The sequence below is a fragment of the Paraburkholderia sp. MM5384-R2 genome (genome assembly GCF_014201025.1).
GTDB lineage: Bacteria > Pseudomonadota > Gammaproteobacteria > Burkholderiales > Burkholderiaceae > Paraburkholderia > Paraburkholderia tuberum.
This window is the reverse complement of the sequence record NZ_JACHDI010000004.1, coordinates 319,348-338,298: the sequence shown is the minus strand read 5'-3', so window position 1 is coordinate 338,298 and position 18,951 is coordinate 319,348. Positions and strand designations below refer to the sequence as shown.

Below are 18,951 nucleotides of genomic sequence, written 5' to 3'. Positions count from 1 at the left end.
AGCGCGTGGACCTGCGCACCTTCGGACGACGGCTGGCGGCTCATTGCTCGCGCGGTTCCGCGCGGATTCTGGCCACGTTCGCGGCGACGTCCTGCCATGCCGGCTTGCCGCCCGCGAACTGGGCGCGCAGGAACGACACGAGCTCGGCGACCTGGGCATCGTTGAAACTGTCGCGGTAAGCCGGCATCGTACCGAGTTCGGGCCGCGCAGGCGAGTCGATGCCGTCGAGAATCACGCGAATCAGATTGTCCGGCGTCGCGCCGTGCAGGTTCGTGTTCAGCGCCAGCGACGGATGTGCGCCGAACAACTGAGGTCCGCTGCCAGCGTGATGGCACGCGGCGCACGCGCCGTCGAAAAGCCGCGCACCCGCCGTGACCGGCGCGCCCGTCATCGCGCTGGCCCGTTCGTATTCGCGCGCGGTCGCGGCCGGATCGGCGTTCAGCTCCAGCGGATTGAGCGACGCGAGATAGACGGCCATCGCGCGGATATCGCTGTCGGGCAGCGTCGCCAGATCGCCGATCACCGGCGCCATCGGCCCGGCCGCGACGCCGTGCAACGGCGCGTGACCGTCGCGCAGATAGCGGAACAGTTCGTCCTCGCTCCACGGTACCGGCGCATTCGACAACGCCGACAGCGCGGGCGCTTCCCAGCCCTCGGCGCTGCCTCCGCCCATGAACGCCGCGCCGGTTTTCTCGGCGCCGAACGCGTTGCGCGGCGTGTGGCACGCGCTGCAATGGCCAAGGCCATTCACCAGATACGCGCCGCGATTCCACTGCGCGCTCTGCGCGGGGTTGGCGGCAAACGCGGTGCGGCCGAGAAACAGGCCGTTCCATGCAGCCATCAGCGGACGCACGCTGAAAGGAAACGCGAGCTTCGTTTCGGGCGGCCGGCTGCGCACCGGCGTTTGCGACATCAGATACGCGTAGAGCGCGTGCAGATCGTCATCGGAGATGTTCTGGAACGACGTGTACGGAAACGCCGGATACAGCCGATGACCGTCGCGGCTGATGCCGTGCCGCATCGCGCGCACGAACGCTTCGAGCGACCAGTGGCCGATCCCGGTCTGGCCGTCGGGCGTGAGGTTGGTGCTGTAAACGACGCCGAACGGGGTCGCGAGCGGCTTGCCGCCGGCGTTCGGCACGCCGTTGTGGGCGGTATGGCAAACCGCGCAATTGCCGAGCGACGCGAGCAGCTTGCCGCGCGCGACCAGTTCCGGCGCAAACGCGCTTGCAAGCGGCGGCGTGATCGGCGCAAGCGGCGCGCTGGAAACCGACGCGAACGACAGCGCGCCAAGCCAGCCGACTGCGCCCGCGGCCAACAAGCCGAAAAAGCCGCGCCGCCAGCGCTTTTTCCTGCGCGCCGCCGCCGCGTCGTGCGCCTGCGCGTCGGCGAGCGCGGCGCGGATCTTTTCCGGCGTGAACGGCGGGCGACGGAAACGCACCCCCGTCGCGTCGTACAGCGCATTGGCGATGGCGGCCGCGCCGGGCAGCGACGCCGACTCGCCCGCGCCCATCGGCGGCTCGCCGTGGCGCGGCATCATCACGACGTCGATCACCGGCACTTCGCGGAACGTCAGGATCGGATACGCGCCCCACTCCTGGCTCGTCACCGCGTTGTCGCCGAACCTGACCTGCTCCTTCAGCGCGCGGCTCGTCGTCTGGATCACGTTGCCGTGAATCTGGTGACGCACGCCATCCGGATTGACCATCGTGCCGGTGTCCTGGCCGACCACGACGCGCGTGACCGCCAGTTCGCCGCTGTTGCGATTGACTTCGACCTCGGCTACCCACGCGGACCATGCCGCGCCGAACCCCGGGAATTTGCTGTGCACGTAGCGCGCGTACGCGATGCCGCGGCCGCGCGCGATGTTGCCGTCTTCGTCGTCCTCGCCGCGCGTTCTGAACGCGGGTTCGCGCGGTTCCCACCCGGCTTTCGCCGCGACCGCCTTGACGAGGTCGATCGCGCGCGGATCGGTCAGATGCCTGAACCGGAATTCGACCGGATCGACGCCGGCCTGCTCGGCCAGTTCGTCGATGAACGACTCGTGCGCGAACGTGTTCGGCAACGCGGACACACCGCGCAGCCACGCGGCGCGCACGATCGGCGGCGTGTCGTCGCAGACGATGCGCATGCTGCGATAGTCGTACGGCGGCACGGCCGTACGGTCCCCCATCTCGAACACCTGCGGCTGCGCGGCAATCGTGCCGGTCAGCAGCAGCGCGAGCGTGGGGGCGTCGTTCGACGGATAGCGCGTCGCGAAGTCGTAGGCGGCCAGTTCGCCTTCGGCGGTGAGCGCGCCGCGTACGTCCATCAGTTGCGCGGCGCCCTTCGGTTCCCACGCGTGTTCGTCCTCGCGCGAGAGCTGCACGCGCACCGGCGCGCCGACCGCGCGCGACAGCAGCGCGGCGTCGGCGGCGACGTCGTCCGCGCAATTGCGTCCGTAGCAGCCCGCCGCATCCATCCGCACGATGTCGATGCGCGCTTCGTCGAGCGTCAGCAATAACGCGAGGTCGGCGCGCAGCGAATGCGGGTTCTGCGTGCCGGACCAGATTTTCAGCTGCGTGTCGTCGCCGCCTCCGTTGCGATAGTCCGCGACCGCGCACGACGGGCCGATCGATGCGTGCATCTGGAACGGCCACACGTAAGTGCGTTCCAACGTGCGCGACGGGTCTTGCGCGAGCGCCGCATCCACGTCGCCTTCGATCACCAGATCGCGCCGCGTCGCCGGATTCGCGCGCAACGCCGCTTCGACCTGCTCGCTCGTGTCGAGCGGCGGCAGGCCATCGACCGTTTTCCAGCGCACGTCGAGCCGCTGCGCCGCCTGTTGCGCAATCTCCTCACGCTCGGCGACGATACCGACGAAATCGCGAATCACGACCACCTTGACGATGCCAGGCAAATCGCGAATCGCCGCTTCGTTCACTTCCAGCAGGCTGTGCCCGATGAACTCACCCTGCGCGACGCCCGCATAAGGCGGCCGCACCACGCGTCCATGCAGCATGCCGGGCACGCGCACGTCGTGCACGAAGCTCAGCTCACCGGTCGCCTTCGCGGGAATGTCGACACGCGGCGCGCTTTTACCGACGACGCGATACGTGTGCGGCGGTTTCAACGGCGCATCGGTCGACAGCAGCAGTTCGACACGCTGGCCTTTGATCAAATCTCCGAAGTGAATGCCCTGCGCCGGGTCGCCATCGCGCGGAAACACGCGGCTGTCCTGCACGTCGAGATCGTTCGCGTCTACATTCAGGCGCGCAGCCGCTTGCGCGACCAGATACTGACGCGCTTGCGCCGCCGCCTGCCGCAGCGGCACCGCCGAAATCTGGATCGTCGCGCTCGCGATCGTCGGTCCCTGGTTCGGCGTTTCGCCGGTATGGCCGAGCACGATCGACACACGCGTCAGCGGCACATCGAGTTCTTCCGCGACGATCTGCGCGAGCGCGGTGCCGATGCCGGTGCCCAGGTCCACGTGACCGTTGAACGCGACCACGCTGCCATCATCTCGCACGACCAGAAACAGATCCGCCTCGGTCGGCACGAACGAAGAACGCGAACCCGGCTGGCCGCGCGCGGCCTTGACCGGTGCATGCGGCGGCCGCGCGACGAGCAGCACGCTGTGCGCGTCGTACAACCGCTTGCGCGACGGCGTCGCGCCACGACGATCGACGCTGAAGTCCGGCCCGGTCATACGCGCGCTCCGTCGTCCACGTCCGTTTGCGCGTCGAGCAATTGCGCCGCGCGCTGCACCGCGCGCACGATCTCGACATGCGTGCCGCAGCGACACAGATTGCGCGACAGCTCGCGCTGGATCGTCGCGACGCTCGGATGCGGATCGCGATCGAGCAGCGCCTTCGCGGTCATGATCATGCCGTTCAGGCAGTAGCCGCACTGCGCGGCCTGTTCGTCGATGAACGCCTGCTGCACCGGATGCAACGCGGTGCGCGTGCCGAGCCCTTCGAGCGTCGTGATCTCGCGGCCCAGCGCGACTTCGGCGGTCGTCACGCAGGCGCGCGTCGGCATGCCGTCGAGCAGCACGGTGCAGGCGCCGCATTCGCCGAGACCGCAACCGAACTTCGGCCCGTTCAGCGCGAGATCGTTGCGCAGCAAGTAGAGCAGCGGTGTCCGCGCCGCCGCGCTGACCACATGCGTCGCGCCGTTTACCTTCAGCACGAGCTGCGCGGCGCGGTTCATCATGATGCGAGCACCCTGTCGCGCCGCGCGTTCACAGCACCACCGGTACTTCGGTCGCGGGCGGCGTATTGCGGCTGCGCCGGCAGCGGATCAGACCATCGATCATCACCATCCCCACACCCGGAATATCGCCGAGCTGCACGCTTTCGAGCAGCGTGTCGGCGGCCGTATGCTGCGCGCGGTCCATGAACACGAGATCGGCGGGACGGCCCACCTCGATCAGTCCCTGGCGCAGGTGGCGCTGCCGCGCGGTATTACCGGTCGCGAAGCAGAACGCGATTTCGGCGGGGATGTCGGCGAGGCTCGAGATCAGCGCGATCATGCGCAGAATGCCGAGCGGTTGCACGCCGGAGCCGGCCGGGCTATCGGTGCCGAGAATGATCCGATGCGGGCATTTCAGTTCGATCGCATGGCGCGCGGTCAGCAACGCGATCCGCTCGTTGCCGTTGTGGACGATTTCGAGCGCGCGGCTCGACTGCTCGCACAGATCGCACACGTGCCGGTACGACAGCGACGTATGGCCGCCATTGACGTGGCCGATCACATCGGCATCGGCGGCGAGCACCACGTCCCGATCGATCAGGCCGGAGCCCGGAATCGACGGACCGCCCGTGTGAATCGTGCTCTGGATACCGTACTTGCGCGCCCACGCGACCATCTGTTGCGCTTCCTCGCCGCCCTTCACGCTGCCGAGGCCGACTTCGCCGAGCAGCTTCACGCCGGCCTCGGAAAGCTCCTTGAAGTCCTGCTCGACCATGCCCTTCTCGATCACCGGCGCGCCCGCCAGCACCTTGACGCCGCCACCGACGCCGGCCGCGCGCATGCCGTCGAACGAGCGCTGCGCGGTGATCGCGAGCGCCTTCACGCCGAGCACGTCTTTCGGACGGCCAGGCAAATGCACTTCGCCGGCCGAGATCATCGTCGTCACGCCGCCGTTCAGATTCGACTCGATCCAGCCGAGCTGATTCTGGCGCGGCGTCCAGTCGCCGAACACCGGATGCACGTGCGAGTCGATCAGGCCCGGCGCGACCGTCGTGCCCTTGCAGTCGACCGTCGTGCGCGCGCCTTCGAGATCGCAGTCTTTCTCGCGGCCGAGCGCGACGATCACGCCGTCGTCGATCACCAGCGTGTCCGCGTCGAGAATCGGCTGATCGATATCGCCCGACAGCAGCAGCCCGATGTTCGTTACCGCGACCTTGCCCGACAAGCCTGTCAACGTCTCTGCCGCCATCTGCCTCTCCTTTCGCCGACACTACCCGATGAATTCACACGCTCAGATAAGCGCGCCTCACTGTTTCGTTCCGTGCGAGTTCGCCGATCGTCCCGCTGAAACGGATCTGCCCTTTCTCGAGCACATACGCGCGGTCGCTGACCAGCTCGGCGAAGTGCAGATTCTGTTCGGATAACAGAATGGATAGCCCTTCGCGTTTCAGTTCGAGAATCATGTCCGCCATCTGCTCGACGATCACCGGCGCGACGCCTTCGGATGGTTCGTCGAGCAGCACCAGATACGGATTGCCCATTAGCGTGCGCGACACGGTCAGCATCTGCTGCTCGCCGCCGCTCATCTGGCCGCCGGGGCGCTTCGGCATTTCGCCGAGATTCGGAAACAGGCGGAACAGCTTGTCGGGCGTCCATTGCGGCGCGCCTTCGCGCGGCGGCTGGCGGCCCGTGTCGAGGTTTTCCATCACCGTCAGGTCCGCGAACACGCGGCGGTCCTCGGGCACGAAACCGACGCCCATGCGCGCGATCTTGTACGGCGCGAGCGCGCTGATGTTCTGGCCGCGAAACGTCACTTCACCGTGGCGGCGCGGCAGCAGTCCCATCACCGCTTTCATCGTCGTCGATTTGCCGGCGCCGTTGCGGCCCATCAGCGCGACTACCTCGCCACGGCCGACTTCGAGGCCGACGTCGAACAGGATGTGGGCGCGACCGTAGAACGCATTGAGGCCGGAGACTTTCAGCATCGGTTCGCTCATTGCAATGCTCCACGATCCCGCGCGCTGCCCGACGCGTCTTGCAGTGGCGCGTGCGGCCGGAACGTCCTGCCGGTGCCGAAATAGACCTCCTGCACACGCGCGTCGTTGCTGATCGTGTCGGCGTCGCCCTCGGCGATCAGCTTGCCGCGCGCGAGCACGATCATCCGGTCGGCGTACGCGAATACGACGTCCATGCTGTGTTCGGTGAACAGCACGCCGATCTCGTGTTCGGTTACCAGACGCTTGGTCAACGCCATCAATTCGTTGCGCTCCTTCGGCGCCATGCCGGCGGTCGGTTCGTCCATCAACAGCAGCTTTGGCCGGTTTGCGAGCGCGATCGCAAGCTCGACGCGCTTCACGTCGCCATACGCGAGCACGCCGCACGCGCGCTTCGCGTGCGCGCCCATGCCGACCTGTTCGAGCAGGGCGAACGCTTCGTCGGCATGGTGCAAGCCCGCTGGCTTCCAGAGGCCGAAGGTCTTTTTCTCGCGCGACACCAGCGCCATTTGCACGTTTTCGAGCACCGTCATCGAGTTGAACGTCGCGGCGATCTGGAACGTGCGGCCGACGCCGCGCCGCCAGATATCGCGCGGCCGCATGCCGACGAGCTCATGACCGTCGAGCAGAATCGAACCCGACGTCGGCTGCAACTGGCCGTTGACCATGTTGAAACAAGTCGATTTTCCCGCGCCGTTGGGGCCGAGCAGCGCCAGCAGTTGACCGGCTTCGAGATCGAATGAAACGTTATCGACCGCCTTCAGTCCTCCGAACGATCTCGACAGACCGCTTACGCGCAGCAGGCTCATAGCCCCTCCTTGACCGCGGCGGCCCGTTGCGACGGCGACGCGGCGCCGCCGTTGGTCTTGCCGGCCTGATCGCCGTTCGCGTCGCCGAAACGCTCGCGAACGAAGCCGACGATCCCCTGCGGAAACGCGATCACCAGCAGCAGGATCGCGAAGCCTAGCAGCGCCTGCCAGTAGTCGGTCTGTCGCGCGACCGTGTCCTGCAGCCACGTGAACACGGCCGCGCCCACGATCGGCCCGCTCAACGTCTGCAAGCCGCCGAGCAACACCATCACGAGGCCATCGACCGAGCGGCTCACGCTGATCACTTCGGGCGAGATGTTGCCCTTCGAAAACGCGTACAGCGATCCGGCGAGTCCGCAGAACAACGCCGCGATCACGAACGACGCCCACTGAACCCGCTTCACGTCGATGCCGATCGCCTCGGCGCGTAGAGCGGAATCGCGCGACGCGCGCATCGCATAGCCGAGCGGCGAGAACAGCATGCGGCGCAGCAGCCACACGCCGAGCACCGCGCACGCGAGCGTCAGGTAGTAGAACGCGACCGGCGAAGACAGCCAGTTCGACGGCCATAGACCGAGAATGCCGTTGCTGCCGCCCGTCACGTCGTCCCACTGGAACACGACCGACCAGACGATTTGCGCGAACGCGAGCGTCAGCATCGCCAGATAGACACCGGACAGTCGCACGCAGAACCAGCCGAACACGAGCGCGCCCACCGCCGCGAGCAGCGGCCCGAGCAGCAACGCGGCTTCCATCGGCAGATTCAGCACCTTCAGAAACAGCGCCGCGCCGTAAGCGCCAAGTCCAAAGTACGCGGCATGGCCGAACGAATGCAGGCCGCCCGGACCCATGATGAAATGCAGGCTCGTCGCGAACAGCACCGCGATCAGGATTTCAACGAGCAGCACCGGCATATATGGAAACGCGTTGGCCGCGAGCGGCGCCAGAACCAGCACCAGCAACACGAAGGCGGCCAGCCCCTTCAGACGCCTGCCCGCCGGACGCAATGGCGTTTCCGGCGTACCCATCGCGCGCACCGCGGCGCTCGCGCGGCCGAGCAGACCCCAAGGCCGCACCACCAGCACGACCGCCATCACGACGAATTCGGCCACCAGCGTGAAGCGGCTCAGCGATAAACCGATGCCGAAGATCGTCACGTGCCCGACACCGATGCACAGCGCCTTGATCTCGGCGATCAGCAACGCCGCGACGAACGCGCCCGGAATCGAACCCATGCCACCGACCACGACGACCACGAACGCATTGCCGATCGTCTCGAGGTCGAGCGACAGGTTCGCCGACATGCGCGGCCCTTGCAGCGCGCCGCCGAGTCCCGCGAGAAACGCGCCGACGAAGAACACGCCGGTAAACAGCCACGCCTGATTGATGCCGAGCGCGCCGAGCATCTCGCGATCCTGCGTCGCGGCGCGCACGAGCGTGCCCCAACGCGTGCGCGTCAACGCGTACCACAGCAGCAGCAAGACGACCGGACCGATCACGATCAGCGCGATGTCGTACGTGGGCAGCGGATGGCCGAGAAAGTCGACCGCGCCCGCGAGATGCGGCGCGCGCGGGCCGAACAGATCCTCCGGGCCCCAAAGCCATAGTGCGGCGTCGCGAAAGATCAGCACGAGCGCAAACGTGGCGAGCAGATGGAATAACTCCGGCGCCTGATAGATCCGCCGCAACACGACGATCTCGACGAGCGCGCCCAACACCGCGACCGCGAGCGCGGCGGCGAGCACCGACAGCCAGAAGCCGCCCGCCGTGTGGCCAAAGCGGCTCGCGATGCTATACGCGACGTAAATGCCGAACATATAGAACGAGCCGTGCGCAAAGTTGACGATGCGCGTCACGCCGAAGATCAACGACAAACCGGCGGCGACCAGAAACAGCGTCGACGCGTCGGCGAGTCCATTGACCAGTTGTACCAGCAGATTCGAAAACATCGCGACCCTCGGCAGCTCGCCGAACGGCGCGCGCGCAACATGCGCAGCGGCCCGATCGGCGGACGTTGCAGCGCGGGCGGCACCATGCGCGCCCGCGTCAACGGCAGGACACTACCAGCGAAACAACCCGCAAAACAAGCGACGGCAAACAGGCGGCTGAAAAAAAGGATCGCTCAGCGCAGGCCGTCCTCGCCTTTGATCTCGTTCGCCTGCAAGCCGCCGATGCGCGGCAGCGGCCGGCCCGACGCGGTCACCGCGACCGCCACGACTATTTCGTTCGCGCGCGGCGCATCGGCCACGCGCGCCTCGATCGCGTCGAAATGGCTGCGCACGTAGGCGGCATCCTTGTGGCCGAGCGGCACGTCGATCGCGGTGCCCAGGGTGCCGATCTTCTTCGCCGACGGCACCAGCGCCGCGCCCTTCTCGACCGCCGCGCGCAGCGGCGCGCCGAGCTTCGGATGCAGGATCGCGGCCGCATGTTCAAGCTCGCCCGCCTCGCCGACGATCGCCGCCTTGCCGTAGCTTTGCGCCTCCCCGGGCGCGATGCCCAACGCCTCGACGCAGCGCTTGCCGAGTAGCGCACCGAGTTCCTCGCCAGCTTCGATCAGCGCGTCGAGCTTCGGCTCATAGCGGCCCGCATACGGATTATCGATCACCGCGATCGCGACCGCGCGGCGCGTGGGCGGCTCGACGGCCTGGCCCATTTCGATGTGTGTTTCGTCGACCTGCACGACCAGCTTGCGAAGCCTGATTGCCATTTGCGCTCTCCGAGTTTCGTTGCCTTGCTGTCTGGTTGCCGCGCGCCGCTTCAGCGCAAGCCGTCCTTGCCGACGATCTCCTCTTTCGCGAGGCCGCCCACCCGCGCATGCACGCGCTGGCCCGTGCTCATCACGAGGATGTAGACGATCTCGTCGGCGGCGGGCGCGCCGGGCACGCGTACTTCGATCGCATCGAAGTGGCTGCGCACGTAGCTCGCGTTGACATGCGTGAGCGGCACGTCGAGCGCGGTGGACGGCGCGCCGACCTTCTTCGTCGACGGTACGATCGCGTGGGTCGGCACACCGTGCTTTTCGAGCAGCTCGCGCATCGCGTAGCCGCCGGGCACATGCCATAGCGCGCCGTGCTCGAGTTCCCCGCGCGCGCCGACGATCGCGCCCTTCCCATAGCTTTCGATCGACGCATGCGGCACCGCCATCGCCGTCAGCAGCCGTTGCGCCATCTCGAAGCCGATCGGCTTCAGCGCTTCCATCGCGGGTTCTATTTTCGGCTCGTAGCGGCCCGCGAACGGATTCGTCATCACCGCGGCGATCGCGCCTCGTCTGAGCGGCTGGGCGGGCGCGGGGCCGAACTCGTGGAAGATGTCTTCGACGTGCGTCAGCACGCGGCGTATTTCGAACACGGAGCCTCCGTTGTCAGTGAAGCGCGCGTGGTGGACAACGCGCGTGAATCGTCGATGCCGGTGACCCGCGCCCGTCCTTGCAGGAACAGCGCGGCGCCTTCGATCAAACCCTGGTCGCGCAACGGCTTCGCGACATCGACGCCGCGCGCGAGCGCGAAATCGATCAGCGGCTGCGGCAGACGCGGCACGTCGACGGTCACCAGCAGATCGCCGAGATCGCTATCGTCCTTCAGCGACGACGCCGGACGCCGCACGATTCCCGCATGATCGAGATCGACCGCGTTCGCGATCATCGTCGCGGCGGCGTCGGCGCTCGCGGCATCGCGCGCGAGCACGGTCACGCTGTCGGCGATGCCGAGACTGAAGCTGCGGCCGCGCCAGCCGCTCGTCGCGACGCCGCGAATCGGCTGCCGAGCGTCGAGCGTCAGATGCGCGTCGAGCGCAGGGTCGTGCGCGAAACGCGTGCCCGAAATTTGCGCGAGATCCGCCAACACGCCCACGCGATACTGCTGCCCCGCCGCGAGGTGCAGCGCGATGTCGCCGCCGTTGTTGATGAACGCACGCGCGATGCCGTCGCGCGCGAACGCGGCGATCAGTTCGTCGGCGACGCTGCCCGCGACCGCCGCCATCGGCGTGATGAAGCTCGAACGATGCGGATGACACGCACGCCACATACGCGTCGCGACCGGCCCTCGAAGCGGGCAATCATGTCGTGCCGCCACAGCCTGCACTGGTTGCCGAAGCACGTTCAATTCCCGGACCAGTTCCTCCAGCACAGGACTGAAGCGCTCCCAGCATGCGTCATATGCGGCACGCACCGTGTCGGGCTCGCCGTCGGCGCCGAGGATCAGGTCGATCGGCCCGTGCTGCCAATGCCAGCGGTGCTCGTCGAGGCGCGTTCGGGTGGGGGTCATCGCGTGATTTTTAGTCAGGGTGCTTAACCGGGCATTGCAGGCGGCCACGGATTGTCCGGATCGCGAGCCAGCGTCCGCCGCGCGAGCGGCGCGCCTTCCGTATGCGTCGGCCCGCTCGCGAGCACGCTCTGCAACGAGCGCACCGCCTCGACGTGGCCGCCGAGATCGCGGTACGTGTCGTACGTCATCGTGAATTCGATCGGCGCGACGAGCGCCGGTGTCGGCACCGTGCCGAACGAGCGGTCCGGCATGCGCGTCACGTCGACCATCACGGTGATGCCGCCGCCCGGCCACACATAAGCCGGCGCGCCGCCGCACGTGACGTTGACGAGCTTGCGCTTGATCGCGCGCGTGAGCAGCACCGGATTCTCGGTCGCGCCGGCGCGCAGACTGCCGCCCGCGCCGCCGAGAAACAGCACCGTCGCGAGCGACGGCTCGCAGTTCTCGCCGATCCGCTCGACCGTGCGGCGCACCGCGTCGGGCATCGGCGCGATGCGCGGTACTAGCTGTGCGTCGAGTTCGTACCATTGCGCGTGTTCGCCGGTCGTCGAGACCATCAGCACGCGCATGCCCGGCTTCGCGACCGACGGATCGAATCCTTCGACGATCGCGAGCGGGTCCTGAATGTCGGTGCCCCCCCAACCGGTGCCGGGATTGGCAACCTGGAAATAGCGGCCCGGCGTCGATTTGCGGCCGCGTATCTTGAGTCCCGAGCGCGTCATGCCGAGGCAGCGGCCCGCCTGGTGCTCGGTCAGCACGCCCGTAATGTGATCGTCGACGACCACCACCTCATCGACATGGCCGAACCATTGCTTCGCGAAGATACCGATCGTCGCGGAGCCGCAGCCGACGCGCATGCGCTGCTCCTCGACACCGTCGACGATCGGCGCGACGCCGGCGCGAATCACGAGACTCGCGCCGCCGTCGATACCAAGCTCGACCGCCTCCTTGTTGCCGAGCGCGAGCATCATGTCGCAAGTCACGCGGCCTTCTTTCTTGCTGCCGCCGGTCAGATGATGGACGCCGCCGAGGCTCAGCATCTGCGAGCCGTATTCGGCCGTGCTCACGTGACCGACGATCTCGCCGTCACAGCGCACGTTGGCCTGTTCGGGGCCGAGAAAGCGGTCGGTGTCGATCTTCACCTTGAAGCTGCAATAGCTGAAGATGCCTTCGGTGACGACGGTGATCATGTCGACGTCGTCGAGCTTCGACGCGACGATGAACGGCGCGGGCTTGTAGTCGGGATAGGTCGAGGAGGCACCGACGCCGGTGACGAACAGCGCGGGTTCGGTGGTGCCTGGGTCCGCGGCGGGGGCTGTGCCGAATTCGATCGCCGCATTTGCCGGATCGGCGTCGGCATCATCCGTACGCGACAGAAACAGCACCGGATCGACGCGAATCAACCGCCCGTCCGCATTCGCATAACGGTCGCATGCGCCGGTGCGCCCTTCCGAGATCTGGCACAGCACCGGACACGCATTGCATTCGATCTTGTTCGCGGCCATGCGCTCGCTGCGCGGCGCCGACTTTGCGAGCACGGTCGGCCCCGGCGTCGACGCGGTATCGCGATCGACACTGTCGGCACCGAAATCGACCTTCGTATGTTCTGTCATCGTGGGGTTCCGTACGACATCACAGGCGCGACATGACTGGCGGTGCTACGTGGTGCGCGAATCGTCCCGGTTTCGGGGCATTTCCGCGTGGGCCGCCCATTTTCATGTTGCGGTCACTCACCGTTCATGTAGTATCTTCTACACCAAACTCGATCGAAATCTACTCGATCAAAATCGACTGTGCAACGTGTTTTCCGTCACACGGGATCATGGTGCGATGCGGCATCGGCATGCTGAGTCTGCGTGCCCGCCGTTCAAACCGACGCTGACAAAGAGATTTGAGACCGTCATGAGCCCCACCGCCGCCCGCAAGCCGGGCGCCATCGGTATCCGCGCGAAACAGGCGCAGGACACGCGCGCCAAGATCCTGAAGGCGGCCATCAGGGTGTTCGCGAAGCAGGGTTATGCGAGCGGCCGCATCGAAAGTATTTCGAAGGCCGCGCGTTCGCACGACCGGATGATCTATTACTACTTCGGCAGCAAGGAGCAACTGTTCATCGAAGTGCTGGAGACGATCTACACGCAGTTCAACGAAGCGGAAAGCAAACTCGATCTCGATCTGCGCGATCCGGTGCATGGCCTCGAACAGATGGTCGAGTTCGTCTGGCAGTACTACCTCGATCACCCGGAGTTCGTGACGCTGCTGTCGAGCGAAAATCTGCACCAGGGCAAGCATGCGAAAAAATCGCAGAAGCTCAAGGAGATTTCGGGCTACGCGATTTCGGTCGTGCAGAGGCTATTGGAGGCGGGCCGCGCGCAGCACGTGTTTCGCGCCGATATCGCGGCGCGCGACGTGTATCTGATGATCGCGTCGCTCGGCTATTTCTATAACGCCAATCAGTACACGCTCGGCGCGTTTCTCGGCGAGCCGCTGATGGACGAGGCGGCGCTCGCGCATTGGCGCGAGGTGATCAAGGAGACGGTGTTGCGCGCGGTGTGCGTGCAGGCGCCGGTGAGCGTCGTAGCGACGACTACCGCATAAAAAAATATCGGCGCGCGCCGAATTCGCGAATGAATGCCGTGCGGATTCCTTCGATACCAATCCTGAACGGCTCGCACTCCTTCACAACGGTAACAGGCGTTTTCGTTTTGCGGCTTTCGTTTGCTGCGGTTTTCGTGGCTTGAGGCTTCACTGCGCCGACGTTCGTAACGTCCGGCTTTTGCACATCTGCAGCGTGGTTCTGTTTTCCCCACGAATCGGCCCACTGTAAAGGACGAATTTGAATAACCACACACTATGATTTTGACCGTTCGCCGCCCCCATCCTGACCTGTCGCGGCCGGTCGGAATGCACGAACTGAAATGGCCGGCCGCTACCGCAACCCTTCCTACCGCCAGTACCTGCCGCAGGAACTGCTCGATGAACTGCGCGCGGTGTCGAAGGCGACCCACCGTCGGGTGCAGCAGATCGCGCGGGTGGCCGTGCAGCGTTTCCTGCGTAAGCTGCGGAGTCCGTCGTGAGCACGCCTGCCCTCGCTTTCGACCTGATCCTGCGCGATGCGCAGGGCCAGTTACGTGTGCTCAGTGTTTACGACTTCGCCGCCGCCGCCGCGGCCGCCGCATCATCCTCGCGAAACAGCTTGTCGGCCAGATGGAACGCGGAGTTCGCCGCCGGCACGCCGCAGTAGATCGCGGTCTGCAGCAGCACTTCCTTGATCTGCTCGCGCGTCACGCCGTTGTTTTTGGCGGCACGCAGGTGCAGCGCGAGTTCTTCGCTGCGATTCAACGCCACCATCATCGCGATCGTCAGCAGGCTACGCGTATGACGCGGCAGACCTTCACGCGTCCAGATCTCGCCCCATGCATAACGCGTGATCAGGTTCTGGAACTCCTCGGTCAGTTCGGTGCGGTTCGCGAGCGAACGGTCGACGTGCGCGTTGCCCAGCACCGCGCGACGCACCTCCATACCGGCTTCGTAACGGTCTTCGTCGTTCATTTTGCCTCCGTCAGGAAGTCGAGCACGGTCTTCGTGAACTCACCGGCCTTTTCGATGTTGGAAATATGCGAGGCATTGAGTTCGACGTAGCGCGCGCCCGGAATCGACTGCGCAAGTTCGCGGCCTTGCGCGGCCGTTGCGGCCAGATCGTGCGTGCCGCTGATCACGAGCGTCGGCAGCTTGATGCCCGGCGTTTCGGGCCGCAGGTCGGCCGCGTCGATTGCGTCGCAGTTCGATGCGTAGCCTTCCTTGTCGGTATGCACGAACACGTCGCGGATCATCGCCAGCACGACCGGCTCGCGCTCGATGAAGTCTGCCGTGAACCAGCGCGGCAGCACCGCGTCGGCGAGCGCGAACATGCCTTCGCTGCGCGCCTTCGCGGCACGCGGCACCCACACTTCCGGCGAGCCGATGCGCGCGGCCGTGTTGCACAACACGACGCGTTCGAAGCGGTCGGCGTGACGCGCGGCGAGTGCGACGCCGGTCAGGCCGCCCATCGATATGCCGCAGAAATTCGCGCGCGCGATCTTCAGCGTATCCATCAGGCCGAGCACGTCGCCGCTCAGCTGCTCGATCGTGTACGGACCCTTCGGCGCTTCCGAATGACCGTGGCCGCGTGTGTCGTAGCGCAGCACGCGGAAGTGCTTCGACAACGCCGCGACCTGCGGCGTCCACATGGACATATCGCAGCCGAGCGAATTCGACAGCACGAGCCACGGCGCGTGGCCGTGACGATCGCCGTCGATACGATAGTGAAGCTCGGTGCCGTTGACTGCGGCGTAGGGCATGCCGGTTACTCCTTGGAATGGGCGCGCTGCGCGCGCGTGGTGTGAAGCGCCAGGGCGGCGTCGACATATGCGTGCGCCTGGCCGACGTATTGAGCGGGATCGAGCAGCCGCTTCAGGCGCTCGAGCGAAAGATGTTCGGTGACGGCCGCGTCGGCGGCGAGCACGTCATACAGCGTCTTGCCGTCGCGGATCGCCGCCTTCGACGCGCGCTCGACCAGATGATGCGCGTCGAGCCGGCCGATGGAATCGCCGAGCGCGAGCATCACCGCTTCGCCGAGGATCAGGCCGTGCGTGACGTCGAGATTCGCGGCGAGGCGCGCTTCGTTGACGTTCAGACCCGCAGCGATCTGTTCGATGTTCGCGAGCGCGCCGCCCGCGAGGCGCGCGAGATCCGGCAGCGCGTCCCATTCGGCCTGCCAGCCGCCGAGCGCGCGTTCGTGCTCCTGCACCATGCCGGCGAACACGGTCGCCACGAGGCCGGGCGCGCGCGTCGCGGCCGTCAGTACCGCCGCGCAACCGACCGGGTTGCGTTTGTGCGGCATCGTCGACGAACCGCCCTTGCCGGCCGCGGCCGGCTCGGCGAGTTCGTCGATTTCGGTTTGCATCTGCAGCGACACGTCGCGCGCGATCTTGCCGAGCGTGCCGATCAGCATGCCGAACAGCGACGCCGTCTCGGCGATGCGATCGCGTTGCGTGTGCCACGGCAAGGTCGGTACCGCGAGGCCGAGTTCCTTGGCGAGCGACTGCGTGACCTGCGGCGCCGCCTCGCGCAGACTCGCGAGGGTGCCGGCCGCGCCGCCGAATTGCAGCACCAGCACACGTTCGCGCAACGCGTCGAGCCGCTCGCGATGACGCAACAGCGCGTCGAGCCATTGCGCGAACTTCAGACCCAGCGTGATCGGCAGCGCCTGCTGCAGCCACGTGCGGCCGATCATCGGTGTCGCGCGATGGGTGGCCGCGAGTTTCGCGACCGCGTCGCAGGTGGCTTGCAGGCCGCTGTCGAGCAGGTCGAAAGTGTCGCGCAGTTGCAGTACCGTCGCGGTGTCGATGATGTCCTGGCTCGTCGCGCCCCAATGCACGTATTTGCCAGCTTCGGCATCGGCGGCTTTGACGCGTGCAGTCAGTTGCTTGACGAGCGGAATCGCGAGGTTGCCGCCGAGCGCGGCGTCGCGTGCAAGCGCGTCGGCGTCGAGCTGGTCGGCCTGGCAGGCCGCTTCGATCGCGGGGACGGCGGATTCGGGAATGACTTTGTGCGCGGCAGAGGCACGCGCGAGCGCGGCTTCGACGTCGAGCATCCGCTGCAGCGTGGCACGCGGCGCCCAAATGTCGTTCATCGGCTGTGTGCCGCAAAGAAGGCCAGTCAGACGGGCGCTGGAGTCGAGCATGGTGACGACGATGTTTGAGGGAATCGGAAGCGAAGAAGCGGCACGGCGCGCGGCGGTTCGAAGCAGACGCCGTCGGGGGGCAAGCGCTCGTGCCGTGCGTATGCCGCGGTATGTGCTGCGTATTGTGCGCCAAACGTGGGCAGCCCGTCGCTGAAGTCGCCAGGCCAGCGCCGTCCAGGAATTCGCCCCGTCAGCGCTGGCCCGTTCGCGCAATGCCGCTTTCAGACGAGACGCCATCGACGCGGCCGCAAAGCAGACCGCCGCCGCGACGCTTCAGCCAACCATCAGGCCGCGCGCGCGGCCTGCGTGCCGTCGGTCATCGGCACACCGGTCAGCTTCAGCAGTGCGTCGAAGCCGATGTCCGTGAAAATCTCGCGCACGACGAGGCCTTCCTTCGTGACGTCGATCATTGCGAGGTCCGTATAGATACGGGTCACGCAACCGATACCGGTGACCGGGTACGAGCACTCGGCGGTGATCTTGCTCTCGCCCTGCTTGGTCAGGTGCTCCATCATCACGTAGACCTGCTTCGCGCCGATCGCGAGGTCCATCGCGCCGCCGACCGCCGGAATCGCGTCGGGTGCGCCGGTGTGCCAGTTCGCGAGATCGCCCTTCGCCGACACCTGGAACGCGCCGAGCACGCAGAAGTCCAGATGGCCGCCCCGCATCATCGCGAACGAATCCGCGTGATGGAAGTAGGCGCCGCCCGTCAGCAGCGTGACGTGCTGCTTGCCGGCGTTGATCAGTTCGTCGTCTTCCTGGCCCTTCGCCGGTGCCGGGCCCATGCCGAGCAGACCGTTTTCGCTGTGCAGGAAGATTTCCTTGTCTGCGGCGAGGTGGTTCGCCACCAGCGTCGGTACGCCGATGCCGAGGTTCACGTAAGCGCCTTCAGGGATGTCCTGGGCAACGCGCTTGGCCATTTCATCGCGAGTCAGTTTCTTCATGTCGGTCTCCGGGTCAGGCAGCAGCGTCGTGAGAATTGGGCGTGGGGGCATGCGCCGCTTGCGGCACCGCGATCACGCGTTGCACGAAAATGCCGGGCGTGACGATTTCTTCCGGATCGAGGCCGCCGAGCGGCACCACTTCCGACACCTGCACGATCGCGGTCTTCGCTGCGCTCGCCATGATCGGCCCGAAATTACGCGCGGTCTTGCGATAGATCAGGTTGCCCCAGCGATCGCCCTTGTACGCCTTGATCAGCGCGAAATCCGCGTGCAGCGGCGCTTCGAGAACGTAGTGACGGCCGTCGATCAGACGGGTTTCCTTGCCTTCGGCGAGCTTGGTGCCGTACGCGGTCGGCGTGAAGAAGCCGCCGATGCCCGCCCCCGCGGCGCGGATGCGCTCGGCGAGGTTGCCTTGCGGCACGAGTTCGAGTTCGATTTCGCCGGCGCGATAGAGCGCGTCGAACACATACGAGTCGGTCTGGCGCGGGAACGAGCAGATGATCTTGCCCACGCGCTTGGCCTTCAGCAGCGCCGCGAGGCCGATATCGCCGTTACCTGCGTTGTTGTTGACGATGGTGAGATTGCGCGCGCCCTGCTCAATCAGCGCGTCGATCAACTCGGACGGCATGCCGGCCGTGCCGAAGCCGCCGATCATGACGGTCGCGCCGTCGTGGACATCGGCGACCGCCGATTGAAGTGTCTCGAAAATCTTGTTGATCATGTCGAATTTCCTTTGGGGGCGCTACGTGCCGCTGGGCTCACAGCCGTAACCGGCAAGGCTCGCGCGGAAACAGTCTCCGGGCATGCTGGCGACGGCTCGCGAGGGGGAGAGCGGGCTGGCGCCTTGGATTGCTTCGCCGCTGAATTGTTCGTTGTGTGAACAGTGATTCGTTTAGCGAACGCTTCGGCGATTATGGTTGTCCTGTGGGCGGATTGTCAAGGCAGGGAAACCCCCTTCATCATAGGTCGCCGCTCGCGGCGGCGAAGGTCCGGGATGCCCTCGTTCAGCGCTCGCCCTGCGCGCGAAAATGCCGGCCGCGCAAAATC

General features: G+C 66.3%; 18 protein-coding genes. 2 read left to right on the top strand and 16 right to left on the bottom strand.

The annotated features are described in order from the left end of the window. Positions 1 to 40: 40 nt before the first annotated feature. The 10 genes from HDG37_RS09925 to HDG37_RS09880 form a co-directional block, all read right to left on the bottom strand. Positions 41 to 3,688 (bottom strand): molybdopterin cofactor-binding domain-containing protein, encoded by a 3,648-nt coding sequence (locus HDG37_RS09925; RefSeq protein ID WP_184046534.1) that lies wholly within the window; start codon positions 3,686 to 3,688, stop codon positions 41 to 43. Beyond that, a complete protein-coding gene (locus HDG37_RS09920; RefSeq protein WP_184046735.1) occupies positions 3,685 to 4,191 on the bottom strand; it encodes a (2Fe-2S)-binding protein in 507 nt (168 codons plus the stop codon). Before HDG37_RS09920 ends, HDG37_RS09925 begins: the two co-directional genes overlap by 4 nt. Positions 4,192 to 4,222: 31 nt before the next feature. After that, the gene (locus tag HDG37_RS09915) at positions 4,223 to 5,422 is read right to left on the bottom strand and encodes an amidohydrolase family protein (RefSeq protein ID WP_184046532.1); all 1,200 of its coding nucleotides are present in this window, start codon (positions 5,420 to 5,422) and stop codon (positions 4,223 to 4,225) included. Between the two features lie 34 nt (positions 5,423 to 5,456). Beyond that, entirely contained in the window at positions 5,457 to 6,170 is a 714-nt protein-coding gene (locus HDG37_RS09910) for an ABC transporter ATP-binding protein (RefSeq protein ID WP_184046530.1), read from the bottom strand. After that, positions 6,167 to 6,976, bottom strand: coding sequence for an ABC transporter ATP-binding protein (locus HDG37_RS09905; protein ID WP_184046528.1), 810 nt, complete (start codon positions 6,974 to 6,976; stop codon positions 6,167 to 6,169). Before HDG37_RS09905 ends, HDG37_RS09910 begins: the two co-directional genes overlap by 4 nt. After that, positions 6,973 to 8,925, bottom strand: coding sequence for an ABC transporter permease (locus HDG37_RS09900; RefSeq protein ID WP_184046525.1), 1,953 nt, complete (start codon positions 8,923 to 8,925; stop codon positions 6,973 to 6,975). The genes HDG37_RS09905 and HDG37_RS09900 overlap by 4 nt, the downstream gene beginning before the upstream one ends. A 173-nt stretch (positions 8,926 to 9,098) precedes the next feature. Continuing rightward, positions 9,099 to 9,683: an amino acid synthesis family protein gene (locus tag HDG37_RS09895; RefSeq protein ID WP_184046523.1), complete on the bottom strand. Its 585-nt coding sequence runs from the start codon at positions 9,681 to 9,683 to the stop codon at positions 9,099 to 9,101. A 50-nt stretch (positions 9,684 to 9,733) separates the two neighbouring features. Beyond that, on the bottom strand, positions 9,734 to 10,324 hold the full coding sequence (locus tag HDG37_RS09890) for an amino acid synthesis family protein (protein WP_184046521.1): 591 nt from the start codon (positions 10,322 to 10,324) through the stop codon (positions 9,734 to 9,736). After that, the gene (locus HDG37_RS09885) at positions 10,300 to 11,238 is read right to left on the bottom strand and encodes a UPF0280 family protein (RefSeq protein WP_184046519.1); all 939 of its coding nucleotides are present in this window, start codon (positions 11,236 to 11,238) and stop codon (positions 10,300 to 10,302) included. The genes HDG37_RS09890 and HDG37_RS09885 overlap by 25 nt, the downstream gene beginning before the upstream one ends. Before the next feature lie 23 nt (positions 11,239 to 11,261). Continuing rightward, positions 11,262 to 12,851 carry a 6-hydroxynicotinate reductase gene (locus HDG37_RS09880; RefSeq protein ID WP_184046517.1) on the bottom strand — a complete coding sequence of 530 codons (1,590 nt, stop codon included), beginning with the start codon at positions 12,849 to 12,851 and terminating at the stop codon, positions 11,262 to 11,264. 289 nt (positions 12,852 to 13,140) lie between these two features. Here HDG37_RS09880 and HDG37_RS09875 point away from each other — a divergent pair, with 289 nt between their 5' ends. Then, positions 13,141 to 13,833, top strand: a complete 693-nt coding sequence (locus HDG37_RS09875) for a TetR family transcriptional regulator (protein WP_184046515.1) — start codon at positions 13,141 to 13,143, stop codon at positions 13,831 to 13,833. On the opposite strand, the gene HDG37_RS09870 is transcribed toward HDG37_RS09875, so the two are convergent. Further along, positions 13,823 to 14,083, bottom strand: coding sequence for a hypothetical protein (locus HDG37_RS09870; RefSeq protein ID WP_184046513.1), 261 nt, complete (start codon positions 14,081 to 14,083; stop codon positions 13,823 to 13,825). The genes HDG37_RS09875 and HDG37_RS09870 overlap by 11 nt on opposite strands. Positions 14,084 to 14,153: 70 nt before the next feature. On the opposite strand from HDG37_RS09870, the gene HDG37_RS09865 reads away from it, so the two are divergent. Next, a complete protein-coding gene (locus tag HDG37_RS09865) occupies positions 14,154 to 14,312 on the top strand; it encodes a hypothetical protein (RefSeq protein WP_184046511.1) in 159 nt (52 codons plus the stop codon). A gap of 67 nt (positions 14,313 to 14,379) precedes the next feature. Here the strand turns inward: HDG37_RS09865 and pcaC are convergent, their stop codons facing one another. From pcaC to HDG37_RS09840, 5 genes are all read right to left on the bottom strand, one after another. Then, positions 14,380 to 14,787 (bottom strand): 4-carboxymuconolactone decarboxylase, encoded by a 408-nt coding sequence (gene pcaC / locus HDG37_RS09860; RefSeq protein WP_184046509.1) that lies wholly within the window; start codon positions 14,785 to 14,787, stop codon positions 14,380 to 14,382. After that, positions 14,784 to 15,575 (bottom strand): 3-oxoadipate enol-lactonase, encoded by a 792-nt coding sequence (gene pcaD, locus HDG37_RS09855; RefSeq protein WP_184046507.1) that lies wholly within the window; start codon positions 15,573 to 15,575, stop codon positions 14,784 to 14,786. Before pcaD ends, pcaC begins: the two co-directional genes overlap by 4 nt. A gap of 5 nt (positions 15,576 to 15,580) precedes the next feature. After that, on the bottom strand, positions 15,581 to 16,960 hold the full coding sequence (locus tag HDG37_RS09850; RefSeq protein ID WP_184046505.1) for a 3-carboxy-cis,cis-muconate cycloisomerase: 1,380 nt from the start codon (positions 16,958 to 16,960) through the stop codon (positions 15,581 to 15,583). A gap of 284 nt (positions 16,961 to 17,244) precedes the next feature. Then, positions 17,245 to 17,904, bottom strand: a complete 660-nt coding sequence (locus HDG37_RS09845; RefSeq protein WP_184046503.1) for a 3-oxoacid CoA-transferase subunit B — start codon at positions 17,902 to 17,904, stop codon at positions 17,245 to 17,247. Positions 17,905 to 17,917: 13 nt separating this feature from the next. After that, positions 17,918 to 18,625 (bottom strand): 3-oxoacid CoA-transferase subunit A, encoded by a 708-nt coding sequence (locus HDG37_RS09840; protein ID WP_184046501.1) that lies wholly within the window; start codon positions 18,623 to 18,625, stop codon positions 17,918 to 17,920. Positions 18,626 to 18,951 lie beyond the last annotated feature (326 nt).

Bases quoted from the DNA above. Each gene is read 5' to 3' on its own strand.
- HDG37_RS09840 (WP_184046501.1), bottom strand. From the start codon at position 18,625: ATGATCAACAAGATTTTCGAGACACTTCAATCGGCGGTCGCCGATGTC.
- HDG37_RS09875 (WP_184046515.1), top strand. From the start codon at position 13,141: ATGAGCCCCACCGCCGCCCGCAAGCCGGGCGCCATCGGTATCCGCGCG.
- pcaC (WP_184046509.1), bottom strand. From the start codon at position 14,787: ATGAACGACGAAGACCGTTACGAAGCCGGTATGGAGGTGCGTCGCGCG.
- HDG37_RS09910 (WP_184046530.1), bottom strand. From the start codon at position 6,170: ATGAGCGAACCGATGCTGAAAGTCTCCGGCCTCAATGCGTTCTACGGT.
- HDG37_RS09865 (WP_184046511.1), top strand. From the start codon at position 14,154: ATGGCCGGCCGCTACCGCAACCCTTCCTACCGCCAGTACCTGCCGCAG.
- HDG37_RS09925 (WP_184046534.1), bottom strand. From the start codon at position 3,688: ATGACCGGGCCGGACTTCAGCGTCGATCGTCGTGGCGCGACGCCGTCG.
- HDG37_RS09900 (WP_184046525.1), bottom strand. From the start codon at position 8,925: ATGTTTTCGAATCTGCTGGTACAACTGGTCAATGGACTCGCCGACGCG.
- HDG37_RS09895 (WP_184046523.1), bottom strand. From the start codon at position 9,683: ATGGCAATCAGGCTTCGCAAGCTGGTCGTGCAGGTCGACGAAACACAC.
- HDG37_RS09850 (WP_184046505.1), bottom strand. From the start codon at position 16,960: ATGCTCGACTCCAGCGCCCGTCTGACTGGCCTTCTTTGCGGCACACAG.
- HDG37_RS09845 (WP_184046503.1), bottom strand. From the start codon at position 17,904: ATGAAGAAACTGACTCGCGATGAAATGGCCAAGCGCGTTGCCCAGGAC.
- pcaD (WP_184046507.1), bottom strand. From the start codon at position 15,575: ATGCCCTACGCCGCAGTCAACGGCACCGAGCTTCACTATCGTATCGAC.
- HDG37_RS09885 (WP_184046519.1), bottom strand. From the start codon at position 11,238: ATGACCCCCACCCGAACGCGCCTCGACGAGCACCGCTGGCATTGGCAG.
- HDG37_RS09915 (WP_184046532.1), bottom strand. From the start codon at position 5,422: ATGGCGGCAGAGACGTTGACAGGCTTGTCGGGCAAGGTCGCGGTAACG.
- HDG37_RS09905 (WP_184046528.1), bottom strand. From the start codon at position 6,976: ATGAGCCTGCTGCGCGTAAGCGGTCTGTCGAGATCGTTCGGAGGACTG.
- HDG37_RS09920 (WP_184046735.1), bottom strand. From the start codon at position 4,191: ATGAACCGCGCCGCGCAGCTCGTGCTGAAGGTAAACGGCGCGACGCAT.
- HDG37_RS09880 (WP_184046517.1), bottom strand. From the start codon at position 12,851: ATGACAGAACATACGAAGGTCGATTTCGGTGCCGACAGTGTCGATCGC.